Below are 15,948 nucleotides of genomic sequence, written 5' to 3' on the forward strand. Positions count from 1 at the left end.
GGCCAACAAGATATACATAAATTCCATTCACACAATAGTATTATAGCCAATAAAAAAAGCAGGAAGCTTTCACTTCCTGCTTTTAACTTATCTGTTTATAAGGTCTAAAACAATTCGGCGATCATACTACACTCGTTGCCTTACTGCCTCGATGCCTTGTTGCCTTATTCGTCATCATCAAAACTCATAGCCTCACGCGTAGTTTGCAGCAACTCATACTCTTCCTTGCTACCAACCACCATGTTTTCGAAGTCACGTAAGCCAGTACCAGCCGGGATCGGATGACCTGTAATTACGTTCTCCTTCAGACCGAGCATATCGTCACTCTTACCCTGGATCGCTGCGGAAGACAACACCTTCGTAGTTTCCTGGAACGAAGCCGCTGAGATCCAGCTTTGAGTACCGAGAGACGCTTTGGTGATACCCAACAGAACCGGGTGAGAAGTAGCCGGATTCGCATCACGGAACTCCACAGGTTTCTTATCGGAACGACGCAGCAGAGAGTTCTCTTCACGGATCTCACGCAGGCTGGCAATCTGACCGGCACGCAGCTTGGTGCTTTCGCCCGGATCACTAACCACCTTCTTATCGAAGATCCAGTCATTCTCTTCATTGAAGTCGAAGCGGTCTTCCAGGTCCTCCTCGAGGAAACGGGTATCACCTGGGTCAACAATTTCAACCTTCTTCATCATCTGCCTTACGATTACCTCGATATGCTTATCGTTGATCTTTACACCCTGTAAGCGGTAAACCTCCTGGATCTCATTCACAACGTACTCTTGTACAGCGAAAGGACCTTTGATCGAAAGGATATCGCTCGGAGAAACCTGACCATCAGACAACGAAGCACCAGCTTTGATGAAGTCACCATCCTGAACCAGGATCTGACGCGTCAACGGTACCAGGTATTTCTTCACAACACCATCCTTCGCTTCTACTACGATCTCGCGGTTACCACGTTTGATCGCGCCGAAAGCAACAACACCGTCGATCTCACACACGATAGCGGGGTTACCCGGGTTACGTGCTTCGAACAACTCAGTTACACGTGGCAGACCACCCGTGATATCACGTTGCATACGCAGCGTACGAGGGATCTTTACGAGTACCTGACCAGCCTTCACATCTTCAGCCTGATCAACAATGATATGAGAACCTACAGGAAGGTTATACAATTTCACATCCTTACCTTCTACAACGAGGGTCGGGATCTTATTCTTATCCTTGGTTTCAATTACCACTTTCTCACGGTGACCAGTTTGCTCATCAGCCTCCTCACGGTAAGTGATACCTTCAATTACGTTATCAAACTTGATCTGACCGGCGATCTCAGCAACAACTACGTTGTTGAACGGATCCCACGTACAGATCACATCACCCTTCTTCACATTCTGACCATCCTTCACCTGCAGCGTAGCACCGTAAGGCACGTTGTTGGTGATCAACAGACGGTCATTCTTGATATCCATGATACGCAACTCACCAGTACGGCCAATTACAACCTGGATCTTTTCACCTTCATTATTTTCAGCAGATACAGAACGCAGACCATCGAACTGAACAGTACCATCGAACTTGGCGATCAGTGAAGATTCTACAGAAGCAGAACCAGCCACACCACCCACGTGGAAGGTACGCAGCGTAAGCTGTGTTCCAGGCTCACCGATCGACTGCGCAGCGATGATACCTACAGCATCACCCTTCTGCGTAATATTACCGGTAGCAAGGTTCTTACCATAACACTTCACACACACACCACGCTTACTTTCGCAAGTCAGTACAGAACGGATCTCAACAGTTTCTATACCTGCCTCTTCAATTTCTTTACCGATATCCTCAGTGATAACAGAACCCGCTTCGATAACGAGCTTGTCATTCTCAGGATTATATACATTGTGCAGAGACGTACGACCAATGATACGGTCATACAGTGGCTCTACAACCTCTTCATTATCTTTCAGTGCACTGATGGCAATACCACGCAGTGTACCACAATCCTCTTCAGTAATAACCACGTCCTGGGCAACGTCTACGAGACGACGGGTCAGGTAACCGGCATCAGCCGTCTTAAGGGCCGTATCCGCCAGACCTTTACGCGCACCGTGCGTAGAGATGAAGTAGTCCAATACGTTCAGACCACCCTTGAAGTTGGAAAGGATCGGGTTTTCGATGATCTCAGAGCCGGTAGAACCAGACTTCCTTGGCTTCGCCATCAGACCCCTGATACCGCAAAGCTGCTTGATCTGTTGTTTGGAACCACGGGCACCGGAGTCAAGCATCATATAAACCGAGTTGAAACCTTGCTTATCAGTGCTCAGCTCACGGATGAGCGTTTCAGTGATGCGGGTATCAACACGAGACCAGATGTCAACGATCTGGTTATAACGCTCGTTGTTGGTGATAAGACCCATGTTATAGTTGTCCCAAACCTCGTCAACCTCACCCTTAGCATTATCCAGTACTTCTTCTTTGATAGAAGGGATGATCAGGTCATTGATGTTGAACGACAGACCACCCTGGAAGGCAGTACGGAAACCAAGCTGCTTGATATCATCGAGGAACTTGGCAGTTTTAGGAACGTTGGTGATCTTGATGATGTCACCAATGATCTCACGCAAGCTCTTCTTCGTCAGCAGCGCGTTGATATAACCTACTTCTTTAGGAACAAACTGGTTGAACAGTACACGACCTACAGTAGTATCAATCAGCTTTCTCCTGATCGTACCATCATTCTCACGCACATCAACTTTTACTTTGATGTTGGCATGCAGGTCGATACGAGCTTCATTATAAGCGATGATCACTTCCTCAGCACTGTAGAAGGCTTTACCCTCTCCACGCACTACAACATCGCCCATTGTCTTCCTACCCTTGGTGATATAGTACAGACCGAGAACCATGTCCTGAGAAGGCAGGGTCATCGGAGCACCATTCTGCGGGTTAAGAATGTTATGAGAAGAAAGCATCAACAGCTGGGCTTCCAGAACAGCAGCATTGCTCAAAGGCACGTGAACCGCCATCTGGTCACCGTCGAAGTCGGCGTTGAACGCAGAACACACGAGCGGGTGCAACTGGATCGCTTTACCCTCGATCAGTTTGGGTTGGAAAGCCTGGATAGACAACCTGTGCAGCGTAGGGGCACGGTTAAGCATCACAGGGTGACCCTTCAATATATTTTCAAGGATATCCCAGACCACCGCTTCCTTGCGGTCTACCAGCTTACGGGCAGATTTAACAGTCTTAACGATACCCCTTTCAATCAACTTACGGATGATAAACGGCTTGAACAACTCAGCAGCCATGTCCTTAGGCAGACCGCACTCGTGCAGTTTCAGTTCAGGACCTACCACGATTACAGAACGACCAGAGTAGTCAACACGTTTACCCAACAGGTTTTGACGGAAACGACCTTGTTTACCCTTCAACACATCACTCAGAGACTTCAGCGCACGGCCACCTTCCGCTTTCACGGCGTTAGACTTACGGCTGTTGTCAAACAGAGAGTCAACCGCTTCCTGCAACATACGCTTTTCGTTACGCAGGATCACCTCAGGAGCCTTGATCTCCAACAACCTCTTCAGACGGTTGTTACGGATGATCACGCGACGGTACAAGTCGTTCAGGTCAGAAGACGCGAAACGGCCACCATCCAGAGGAACCAGCGGACGTAATTCAGGCGGAATTACAGGAATATATTGCATTACCATCCACTCAGGACGGTTGGTGATACGACCATTAGCCTCACGGAAAGCTTCCACTACACTCAAACGCTTCAAGGCATCAGCCTTACGTTGTTGAGAAGTTTCAGTAGCAGCAGCATTACGCAGAGAGAAAGACAAGCTGTCCAACTCGATACGTTGCAACATGTCATGCACCGCTTCAGCACCCATCTTGGCAATGAACTTCTGAGGATCTTCATCAGGCAGATATTGATTCTCCTTAGGCAGACCTTCCAGAATTTCAAGATATTCTTCTTCAGTCAGCAAGTCACCCATCTTCAGGTTCCGGTCTTCGCGGATACCAGCCTGGATAACTACAAACCTTTCATAATAAACGATAGTCTCCAGCTTCTTGGAACTTACACCCAACAAATAACCAATCTTGTTAGGTAAGCTCTTGAAGTACCAGATGTGAACAACAGGCACCACCAGTTTGATGTGGCCCATGCGCTCACGACGCACCTTCTTTTCAGTAACTTCTACACCACAACGGTCGCACACAATACCCTTATAACGAATACGTTTGTACTTACCGCAGGCACACTCATAATCCTTTACAGGTCCGAAAATACGCTCGCAGAACAAACCATCACGCTCAGGCTTGTACGTACGATAGTTAATAGTCTCAGGCTTCAATACCTCACCATAGCTACGCTCCAAAATAGAATCCGGTGAAGCCAGACCGATCGTGATCTTCGAAAAGGTGGCCCTGGGACGATTATCTTTTTTAATAGCCATATTAGAATTTAGCTTTTAGCTGTTAGCCCTTAGCGGTTAGCTGCAGGCAGTAATTTTAATTATCACTACATAGGGGATTGGCTAATAGCTAACCGCTAATAGCCAATGCCTGTAATTATTCAAACTTCAGATCGAGACCCAAACCTCTCAACTCATGAACCAATACGTTGAAAGACTCTGGAATACCTGCCCTTGGAATATTGTCACCCTTAACGATGGCCTCATAAGTCTTCGCACGACCGATGATGTCATCAGATTTAATAGTGAGCAACTCTTGCAGGATATTAGATGCACCGTAAGCTTCCAGAGCCCACACCTCCATCTCACCAAAACGCTGACCACCAAACTGAGCTTTACCACCCAGCGGCTGTTGCGTGATCAAGCTGTATGGTCCGATAGAACGTGCGTGCATCTTATCATCCACCATGTGGTGCAGTTTGATCATGTAGATCACACCCACCGTAGCCTTCTGGTGGAAGCGCTCACCCGTTTCGCCATCGAACAGATAACTGTGACCGAAGCTTGGCAGGTTTGCTTTATCGATATGTTGAGCGATCTCTTCTACAGTAGCACCATCGAAGATTGGCGTAGCGAACTTCACACCCAGTTTCTGACCAGCCCATCCAAGAACAGTCTCATAGATCTGTCCAAGGTTCATACGGGAAGGTACACCAAGCGGGTTCAGTACGATATCTACAGGCTCACCATCATGCAGGAACGGCATGTCTTCAGCACGAACGATCTTCGCAACGATACCTTTGTTACCGTGGCGGCCGGCCATCTTATCACCCACCTTCAGCTTACGCTTAACGGCGAGGTATACCTTAGCCAGCTTCAATACACCTGCAGGCAACTCGTCACCGATAGAGATGTTGAACTTCTCCCTCTTGTAACGGCCAAGCTCTTCGTTGAACTTGATGTTATAGTTGTGCAGCAGAATATTGATGTTGTCATCGATAGATCCATCACCAGTCCAACCCAATGGGTTTACGTTCTGGTAATCGATAGAAGACAGGTTCTTTACATTGAACTTCGCGCCCTTACCGATCTGCACTTCACCGAAGTTGTTGTTAACACCGGCAGAAGGTTTGTCCTTCAGCAAGGTTTGCAGCTTGTTCAGCAACAATTCCTTCAGGTCTTCAACATTCTTCTCGTGAACCTTTTCCAGTTTCTCCAGAGCCGCTTTTTCACGGATCTTGGCGTTCTTATCCTTCTTGGCGCGTTGGAACAATTTCTTACCGATCACCACACCCTCTACACCATTCGGTGCTTTCAGAGAAGCATCCTTCGCATCACCAGCCTTGTCACCAAAGATGGCCCTTAACAGCTTCTCTTCAGGAGTAGGATCGCTTTCACCTTTAGGAGTGATCTTACCGATCAGGATATCACCCTCCTTGATAGCAGCACCCAAACGGATGATACCATTCTCGTCGAGGTCTTTGGTAGCCTCTTCAGAAACGTTAGGGATATCTGGTGTCAGTTCTTCTTCACCCAGCTTGGTATCGCGCACTTCCAACTCATATTCGGAAATATGGATAGAAGTGAACAAGTCTTCGCGGGCTACCTTTTCATTAATTACGATGGCATCCTCGAAGTTGTAACCCTTCCATGGCATGAACGCCACACGCAGGTTACGACCCAGTGCCAACTCACCAGCCTGTACAGCATAACCTTCAGTTAAGAAGTCGCCTTTCTTCATACGCTGACCCTTTTTAACGGCCGGCTTATGGTTGATACAGGTTTCCTGGTTCGTCTTAATGAACTTGGTCAATTTATAAATTCTCAGATCGTCTTCGAAGCTCACCAAACGGTCACCTTCAGTACGATCATAACGAACGTGAATTTCACTACCGTCAACATACTCAACCACACCTTCACCTTCAGACAGGATCTGAACCCTTGCATCACGCGCAGCTTTACCTTCCAGACCAGTACCCACAATCGGGTTTTCAGGACGGATCAGCGGCACAGCCTGACGTTGCATGTTTGATCCCATCAACGCACGGTTGGCGTCATCATGCTCGAGGAACGGAATCAGCGAAGCACTCAAACCAACGATTTGGTTAGGCGCAACGTCCATGAATTCCACTTCACCCTTCTCAAGGATCGGGAAGTCACCGGTTTGACGGGAAGAGATCTTCTCTTCTATGAAGTTGCCCTTCTCATCCAAAGGCGCACTCGCCTGGGCGATCTTGGCAATATCTTCTTCTTCAGCACTCAGGAAAGTCAGCTTCTTCAGATCAACCTTACCATTTTGAACAACGTGATAAGGAGTCTCGATAAAGCCCATCTCATTGATCTTCGCGTGAACGCAAAGCGTAGAGATCAGACCGATGTTTGGACCTTCAGGAGTTTCGATAGTACACAGACGGCCATAGTGGCTATAGTGTACGTCACGAACCTCAAAGCCCGCACGCTCACGGCTCAAACCACCTGGTCCGAGAGCGGAGATACGACGCTTGTGCGTGATCTCACTCAGCGGGTTGGTTTGGTCGAGGAACTGAGACAGCTGAGAAGTACCGAAGAACGAGTTGATTACAGAAGAAAGCGTACGCGCGTTGATCAGGTCAACAGGCGTGAACACCTCATTGTCACGTACGTTCATACGCTCACGGATGGTACGCGCCATACGGGCCAGACCAACACCGAACTGAGCATACAACTGCTCACCCACAGTACGAACACGACGGTTGCTCAGGTGATCGATATCATCGATTTCCGCTTTACCGTTGGTAAGACGAACGAGATACTTGATGATCTCGATGATATCTTCCTTAGTCAAAGTCTTTTGCTCCAGCGGCTGATTAAGATTCAGCTTGCGGTTGATCTTGTAACGACCAACTTCGCCGAGGTCATAACGCTTGTCACTGAAGAACAACTTGTCGATGATACCGCGAGCGGTCTCATCATCAGGAGCATCGGCGCCGCGCAACTGACGATAGATATGTTGCACCGCTTCCAGCTCACTGTTGGAAGTATCTTTATTTAAAGTGTTGTAGATGATCGCGAAATCACCACCAACATCTTCTTTTTGTACGAATACACTCTTCACGTCCATATCGGCGATCATTTCGATGGCCTCTTCGTCGAGCACAGTATCGCGCTCAAGAACCACCTCATTACGCTCGATAGACACTACCTCACCGGTATCTTCATCCACGAAGTCTTCTACCCATGTTCTCAATACGCGGGCAGCAAGGCGTTTGCCCAGGTAAGCCTTCAGTGACTTCAGATCACCATTCACCTCATCGGCCATACCGAACAATTCCAGGATGTCCTTATCAGTTTCGTAACCGATAGAACGCAACAGAGTTGTTACCGGGAATTTCTTCTTACGGTCGATGTAAGCATACATCACATTATTAATATCCGTAGCAAACTCCATCCATGCGCCCTTGAAAGGGATCACACGGGCAGAGTAGATCTTCGTACCGTTCGGGTGGATGGACTGACCGAAGAATACACCGGGTGAACGGTGCAACTGCGATACCACCACACGCTCAGCACCGTTGATCACGAAAGTACCACGGGGAGTCATGTAAGGAATGTTTCCTAAGAATACATCCTGCACAATAGTTTGAAAATCAACGTGTTCCTCGTCGTTACAGCTCAAACGCAGCTTCGCTTTCAGCGGAACGGCATACGTTAAGCCACGCTCCATACACTCTTCAATAGTGTAGCGGGGCGGGTCAATGAAATAATCCAGGAACTCCAGCACGAAGATGTTACGCGTGTCGGTGATAGGAAAATTCTCCTTGAACACCTTGAATAACCCTTCGATGTTACGCTTGTCCGGAGTGGTCTCTAACTGGAAGAATTCTTTGAAAGACTGAATCTGTACTTCGAGTAGGTCAGGAGCTTCGGATAAATTTTTGATCTTACCGAAGTTGATCCTGCTTTGCAATTTTGTTGAAGACATATTGATTAAAACCGGTTTTTTAGTTGTTCGAACGTTCAAAAATTCCCACAAATCGTCTATAAACAAAAAAATCACAGGAGAACAGTTAAGTTCTCTGTGTCATGATTTTGAAGTAGTTATGTAAATTTGGCCATGAAATAACGTACCCCAGCTAATTAGCATTGTGAAAAATGGACGGCAAAGGTAATGAAAACCTATACATTTCACAAAATTTGTTCCAAAAGCGGGCGGAAGCACTTTTTGGATTTAGAATCCCGAATTTAAGGCTACTTCACCATTTTGGCAAATTGGAATACCCTATAAGAACACATTATTAAGCATTTAGTTCAAAAACCGTTCCTTACGTCGTCCCGCGCACCACCAGCTTCGCCGGCAACTGCACCTTATTCTTCCTTGCCGGCTTATTCTTACCCAGTTGCGACATGAGCAGGTTAATGGCCGTTTTGGCGATCTCCTCCACCGGCTGCTCAATAATAGTAATACCCGGAGGGAATAGCCTGAACACATCGTGATCGTCAAAACTCATCATCGCCACATCCTTGGGAATATTCATAGCCAGCTTCTGCAAACTTTCGATACCGAGCAAACCGAGGTAGTTGGTAGCAAAGAAAAGCGCATCGAGCTGAGGATTATTCTTAATAAAAGCCGAGATCTGCTCGATGGCATCGGCCCGCGTGATCTTATAACCGAGTGAAAGAATATGCTTTTTGTTGACGGGAATATTGGCAGCCTTCAGGCTCTCCGTATAAGCCTGCAGACGGTCCTTTATCTGGATAAGTTGCAAGTCTACAGTAATGAACCCGATCTTCTTGTACCCCCGGCTGATCAGATGCTTCATCCCCTTGGCCACCCCGCCATAATTGTCCACCAGCACGTGAGGTACGTCCATTTGCGGAAAATAACTATCCAGCAACACCACCGGCTTCTTATGCTCGATCAGTTCCTCCACATCCTGCTCCATGCCAATAGCCGGCGTAATAATATAACCATCGACTTGCTGCTGCGACAACATTTTGATCAGTTCCTGCCCCTTCTTGCCATCATTTTCAGTAGCGCAATACACCACCTTATAACCATATTGCTCCGCCTCCTCCTCGATCACCTTGGCCAGCGCCGCAAAGAAATTACCCGAAATACTCTCCACCACCAGCCCCAGCATTTGCGACTTGCCCGTCCGCAGCCTCACCGCCACCTGGTTGGGGTGATACCCCTCCCTTTTTGCGATCATGACGATCTTCTTGGCCAGGTCATCGCTGATCCTCATTTCCCTGGCCTTACCATTCAAAACAAAGGATACAGTCGACGGCGAAGCCCCCGTCATTTTAGCGATGTCTTTGAGCGATACACGTTTCATAATGTTGGCAGAAGTTTTAGGGGTGCATGCCCGCTTTTGCAGGCACACAGGCATTCAAGGACAAACTTGTAAAATGTAATGGCAAGAATCCGTAGCTATCCAAATTTAGGGCATCCAGCCCAAGCAAGGAAACTTTTTGAAAAAGTCGCATAATCACCCCCCAAATTCACGCCTGATTAGCCTGATTTGTCGTATATTACAATAAACAAATATTACCCGGTTGTCATCAAAAATGAACATACCCGCATCCGGCCTCTCGCACGCCATTCTTATCGTGTCCCATCACTCTGCAAGGCATTTTTGCCCGTTTTTTAACCTCCTTCCAACGTCGCTTCAGCGGCCTTTCAACGACCTTACACCGACGTTACAGTGACCTTTTAGCGGCGTTACAGCGACCTTTCAGCGACGTTATAGCGACCTTATAGCGACTATGCTCCGCACATCCTTCATAGTGAAGCCATTACAAAGTCATACCTCCCCCTGTTCTCCCTTATCAACGTCCCAAAACAAAAATGCCACGTAAGTTGATTTTACTCAAATTACATGGCATTCAATTAACTATCAATCTTTCAGCCGGTTCGTCGTACAGACTTTCCGTCTTTCCGGCTTCCTGACTTTCCGACTACTTCTTCTTCGCCTTCTCCCCCATCACAAACACCAGCTTACCACCATTGGTAATATCCGCGTGCGTCAGGTAAAAGCGGTTCAGCGGCTGGCCATTCAGGATCATCTTCTGCACATACACATTCTTATCGCTTTGATTCTGGGCCTCTATCACAAAAGACTTGCCGTTTTCCAGCTGAATAGTAGCCCCATCCACTGCCGGGCTGCCAATAGAATATTGATCAGAACCAGGCGCTACAGGGTAAAACCCAAGTGCGGTAAAAATATACCACGCACTCATCTGGCCACAATCATCATTACCACCCAGCCCGTCAGGCGTAGGCTTAAACTGCTTCTTCAGGATCATACGTACCCGCTCCTGCGTCTTCCAGGGCTGGTCCGTCCAGTTATACAAATACGGAACGTGGTGAGAAGGCTCATTGCCATGCACATAGTTACCGATAATACCATCACGCGTAATATCCTCTGTTTCCGCAAAATACTTATCAGGCAGGTGCATAGTAAACAAAGAATCGAGGTGCTCCACAAAACGCTTCTTGCCACCCATCATATCGATCAGTTGCACCGGCTCATGCGGAACATACAAACTGTAGTTCCAGGCATTACCCTCGATGAAACCCTGATTATGTGTACTCAATACATCAAACTCCTTACGGAAAGAACCATCACTCATCCTGGGGCGCATATAACCAATAGAAGCATCGTACACATTCTTGAAATACTGCGCACGCTTGCTGAACTCATCATAAATATCTGTTCTGCCAAGTTTCTTCGCCATCTGCGCGATCGCCCAGTCGTCATAAGCATACTCCAGAGTTTTAGATACAGAAGAACCATTCTTATCCTCCGGCACATAACCCATGCTCATATAATAACTGAGGCCATCGTAAGAACCATGACGTGCAGTAGCCACACACGCATCGAGCGCCTTATTGGCATCGAAAGGAGCATTCCCCTTGATCACCGCATCAGCAATCAGCGACACACTGTGATAACCGATCATACACCAGTTCTCATTCGCATAATGGCTCCACACGGGCAACATGTGCTGCGCACTCTGATCATAATGCGCAAGCATCGATTTGATCATATCTGCATTCCGTTTTGGCTGCACCAGGTTGAAGAAAGGATGCAACGCACGATATGTATCCCACAGAGAGAAAATAGTATAGTTGGTAAAATCCTTGGCCTTGTGAATATTCTGGTCAAGCCCCCGGTAAGAACCGTCCACATCCATATATGTAATCGGAGACAAGAAAGCATGATACATGGAAGTATAAAAGTTCTCCTTATCATCCTTATTCTTCGCCTGGATAGTGATCTTCGCAAGCTCCTTATTCCAGGAGTCCTGCGCCTGCTGCTTCACCTGCTCAAAGTTCCAGCCCGGCGCTTCTGTACGAAGATTCAACAAAGCACCCTCCGTACTAACAGAAGACAAGGCAAACTTGATTTTGATCTTCTCTCCTTCCGTAGTCTTGAAATCGAAATAAGCCCTGATCTGCTTGCCGGCCATCTCAGGGAAGTTCTTCGATTGATCAAACTTCCTCCAGAAACCCTGGTACACCTGGCGCTTGGAGAAATTCTTATTACCATATTGATAAAAAGGCTTCGAAAAAGCCATGGCAAAATAAACAGTCCTTGTCCGGCCCCAACCATTCGTTTGACGGTATCCGGTGATCAACGTATCATTTTCCACACGTACGAAAGTCCACACATTCTTATCCTCATAATTGTAAATACCATACATCAGATCGAGGATGATGTGCGACTGATCAGACTTGGGAAAAGTATACTGATGAAAACCTACCCGGTTGGTAGCAGTCAGCTCAGCGAGGATATTATCATCATCCAGCTTCACTTTATAATAACCAGCCTCCGCAGATTCATTAGCATGAGAAAAAGCAGAACGGAAACCACTCTTAGGGTTATCAGCAGTACCGGGGTTCAATTGTAACTCACCCACGGTAGGCATGATGAGGAAATCACCCAGGTCCGAGTGACCGGTACCACTAAAGTGTGTATGACTAAACCCTACAATAGTTTTATCCTCATACTGATAGCCGGCGCAATATTTGTATACATCACCATTATACTTACCATTCATCTCATAGGGCAGCGTATCCGTATCCGGGCTAAGCTGCACCATACCAAAAGGCACAGTAGCACCCGGATAAGTATGACCCATACGCTGCGTGCCGATAATTGGTTTAACGTAAGATGCCAGATTCTCAGGAGCAGTTTGCGCTGCACACCACACAGGCACACTTAACAAACCACACAACAATAGATTTCTCATTCTTTCATTGATTTTAAAAACATTCCAACCAACTGCTGTGGTTCGTGTCCTCACGAAACACAACACATTTATCTACGACTCCGGCGGATGTCTCCACCCGCCGGAATTTTTATTTCATTTACACAGATTAGATCACAGGGTTCTTCGCATATTCACCCCACAACTCATCCACCGATTTACCAGTCAGCTCCTTCCATACCTCTGGTTTGTAAGTCTTCGTCCTCATCGCATTATCCAGCTTATTGACCAGCTTCTTATTATAATTCTTCTCCACCCAAACCAGGAAACGGGCAGTAATCCGGTAAGCCTTGGTATAATGATGAGAAGTATCATACTTCGGCAAAGACCATTTGCCAGCCTCATTATTTACACCATACACGTGGCGCACATAGTCAGCGATACCTTCAGTCAGCCAACCAGGACCAGCACCACCAGGATAGGCCTGAACAATGTGCATCGCCTCATGCGTTACAACATCGAGATCTTCCGGGTGATCAGCCATCCACTTGGGGTTAACCCGTACAATACCGCCACCGGCAGCAGCTACACCCTTATACTCAGGATCGATGATGAACGTCACCATCTTCCTGGTTTTCTTATTGAAGCGTTTAGCCTCTTTAGGGTATACCTTGAAATAAGTGTCGATCATCCGTTGCTTGGTAACGGCGCTAAAACCGGAATCCTTATTGATAAAAAGAATAGTGTAACCCTTCTTGGTGATCGAGTCTTTCGAAACAACACCTTCAGTAGTTACGCGATTCCAGTCGCGTTGAGCAAAAGACGACACAGTAGAAAAACAGAGCGCAAGGAGCAGGGGAGTTTTCATGAACGTTTATTTCTGAGTTGAATATGAATAAGGGAATGCATCAGGCGTAGTACCCCTTGTTTTATTAGGAGTGCTGCCCATGTTGAAATCAAGCGTACCACCTTTGAAAAGATCGAAGTGATCAACCCAGTTCTTGGTATACACCACGCCATTACGCTTTACCTGCTGCACATACTTGTTGGCATCACTGTTAGTCGGTGCGTTGATCACCAGCTTCTTACCATTCTCCAGTGTAAGCGTCATCTTCCTGAACAAAGGAGTGCCCAACACGTATTGCGTAGTACCAGGACAAACAGGATAAAAGCCCATAGCAGAGAAAACATACCAGGCAGAAGTCTGGCCATTATCCTCATCACCACAATAGCCATCAGGCGTAGCCTTGTACAGTTGCTCCATCACACGACGCACCCAGTATTGCGTTTTCCAGGGCTCACCACCATAGTTATACAGGTAGATCATGTGCTGAATAGGTTGGTTACCGTGCGCATATTGACCCATATTCATGATCTGCATTTCGCGAATCTCATGGATCACACCACGGTAATAACTCTCATCAAAAACAGGAGGCATGTTGAATACAGAATCCAGCATAGACACAAACATCTTATTGCCACCCATCAGGTTCTTCAAACCCTCGATATCATGAAACACGCTCCAGCTATAGTGCCAGCTGTTACCCTCGGTAAAAGCATCACCCCATTTGAAAGGATTAAAAGGAGCCTGGAACTTACCATCCTGGTTCTTACCACGCATCAGCTTCGTCTCAGGATCAAACAAGTTGCGATAATTCTGGCTGCGCTTGAGATACAGGTCGGTTTCTTCTTTCGGGCGACCCAAAGCCTTACCCAACTGCCAGATGGTAAAATCATCGTATGCATACTCCAGCGTGCGGGCAGCGTTTTCATTGATCTTTACATCGTAAGGAACATAACCCAGCTCATTGTAATACTTCACACCGGCACGGCCAACAGCAGTCATTGGACCTTCATTGTTGGCGCCATGCAACAGCGCTTCATACAGCTTGTTGATGTCATAACCACGCATACCCTTAATGTAGGCATCAGCAACTACAGAAGCAGAGTTATTACCCACCATTACACTCCTGAAACCAGGGCTGCTCCACTCGGGCAGAAAACCACCCTCTTTATAATCATTCAGCAAACCCTCCTGCATTTCCTTGTTGATATCAGGGAACATGAAGTTGAGAAAAGGATATAGGGCACGGAAAGTATCCCAGAAACCGGTACCGGCAAACATATAACCCGGTACAACCGATCCATTGTAGGGACTGTAATGAACAATTTTATTAGAAGCATCCAGCTCATAATGCTTTTGCGGGAACTGCAACATGCGATATAAGCAGGAGTAGAAAGTTCTTGTCTGATCGATGCTGCCACCCTCAACCAAAATGCGGTTCAGTTGCTTGTTCCAGGCAGCCTTCGCTTTACTCTTGGTAACCTCAAAAGCATCAGTACCAACCTCACGTTTCAGGGAAATATCAGCCTGCTCATAGCTAATGAAAGAAGAAGCAACACGCAGGTTAACCTTCTCCCCTCTCGCAGTAGCAAAACCAATTACAGCACCGGCATGTTTGGCTTCCACTTCCAGGCCGCTTTTTACCAGTGTGCTATCCTTCCAGGTATAAGTAACGGTGAAAGGCTTATCTACATAAATAACGAAATAGTTCTTGAAGTTGGCAGGCACACCACCACTGTTACGCGTAGTGTAACCAATGATCTTCTTTTCTTCTGGGATCACCTTTACATAAGAACCCCTGTCGAGCGCATCGATGGTGATGAAAGAACTATCACTCTTGGGGAAAGTGAAGCGGAACTGAGCAGCACGCTCGGTAGGCGCAATCTCAGTAGTGATATCCCAATCAGCGAGATACACACTGTAATAGTAAGGCTTGGCCACCTCAGCCTTGTGAGAGAACCAGCTGGCGCGGTCATCCTGTTTGAACTTAACGCCGCCACTTACAGGCATAATAGCAAATTGACCATAGTCATTCATCCACGGAGAAGGCTGGTGCGTTTGCTTGAAACCACGGATCTTGTCAGAGCTGTAAGTGTACGCCCATCCGTTACCCATGTTACCAGTTTGAGGCATCCAGAAGTTCATGCCCCAGGGAACAGCAATCGCAGGATAAGTATTACCATTGGAAAGACTCCCTTTGGAATCAGTACCCATAAGAGGATTGATCCATTCAACAGGATCGGAAACATTAGTTACGAGCTGAGCCTGCAGCGTATTGAAGCAAGCCAGTGCAATAACTATTGGAATGATTTTTTTCATAATGCAGAATATAAGAGAACAAGTTTAAGGAATAGATACGCACAAAACACCGCCTAAATTACTTGGCTAAACCGATTTTGCAAAATATATTATATGCCCGGCGGCATTAAAAAACAATACCCGGACCTTTTTAGGGGTCCGGGTATCAAAAATTGCGGTCTATTAACCTACCGGTGT

6 protein-coding genes are annotated in these 15,948 nt (G+C 47.0%); all 6 read right to left on the minus strand.

The annotated features are described in order from the left end of the window. Positions 1 to 164: 164 nt before the first annotated feature. Positions 165 to 4,457, minus strand: a complete 4,293-nt coding sequence (gene rpoC / locus AC5JBY_RS25205) for a DNA-directed RNA polymerase subunit beta' (protein ID WP_495907441.1) — start codon at positions 4,455 to 4,457, stop codon at positions 165 to 167. A gap of 115 nt (positions 4,458 to 4,572) precedes the next feature. Continuing rightward, positions 4,573 to 8,376, minus strand: coding sequence for a DNA-directed RNA polymerase subunit beta (rpoB, locus tag AC5JBY_RS25210; RefSeq protein WP_495907442.1), 3,804 nt, complete (start codon positions 8,374 to 8,376; stop codon positions 4,573 to 4,575). Positions 8,377 to 8,716: 340 nt separating this feature from the next. Next, positions 8,717 to 9,730: a LacI family DNA-binding transcriptional regulator gene (locus AC5JBY_RS25215; RefSeq protein WP_495907443.1), complete on the minus strand. Its 1,014-nt coding sequence runs from the start codon at positions 9,728 to 9,730 to the stop codon at positions 8,717 to 8,719. Positions 9,731 to 10,352: 622 nt separating this feature from the next. After that, complete coding sequence (locus AC5JBY_RS25220; protein WP_495907444.1) at positions 10,353 to 12,650, minus strand: GH92 family glycosyl hydrolase; 2,298 nt, start codon at positions 12,648 to 12,650, stop codon at positions 10,353 to 10,355. 127 nt (positions 12,651 to 12,777) lie between these two features. Then, positions 12,778 to 13,476 (minus strand): basic secretory protein-like protein, encoded by a 699-nt coding sequence (locus tag AC5JBY_RS25225; RefSeq protein WP_495907445.1) that lies wholly within the window; start codon positions 13,474 to 13,476, stop codon positions 12,778 to 12,780. A gap of 6 nt (positions 13,477 to 13,482) precedes the next feature. After that, positions 13,483 to 15,771, minus strand: a complete 2,289-nt coding sequence (locus tag AC5JBY_RS25230) for a GH92 family glycosyl hydrolase (RefSeq protein ID WP_495907446.1) — start codon at positions 15,769 to 15,771, stop codon at positions 13,483 to 13,485. Positions 15,772 to 15,948: the final 177 nt, after the last annotated feature.

This window comes from Paraflavitalea sp. (genome assembly GCF_059502485.1).

Bases quoted from the DNA above. Each gene is read 5' to 3' on its own strand.
- rpoC (WP_495907441.1), bottom strand. From the start codon at position 4,457: ATGGCTATTAAAAAAGATAATCGTCCCAGGGCCACCTTTTCGAAGATC.
- AC5JBY_RS25225 (WP_495907445.1), bottom strand. From the start codon at position 13,476: ATGAAAACTCCCCTGCTCCTTGCGCTCTGTTTTTCTACTGTGTCGTCT.
- rpoB (WP_495907442.1), bottom strand. From the start codon at position 8,376: ATGTCTTCAACAAAATTGCAAAGCAGGATCAACTTCGGTAAGATCAAA.
- AC5JBY_RS25215 (WP_495907443.1), bottom strand. From the start codon at position 9,730: ATGAAACGTGTATCGCTCAAAGACATCGCTAAAATGACGGGGGCTTCG.
- AC5JBY_RS25230 (WP_495907446.1), bottom strand. From the start codon at position 15,771: ATGAAAAAAATCATTCCAATAGTTATTGCACTGGCTTGCTTCAATACG.
- AC5JBY_RS25220 (WP_495907444.1), bottom strand. From the start codon at position 12,650: ATGAGAAATCTATTGTTGTGTGGTTTGTTAAGTGTGCCTGTGTGGTGT.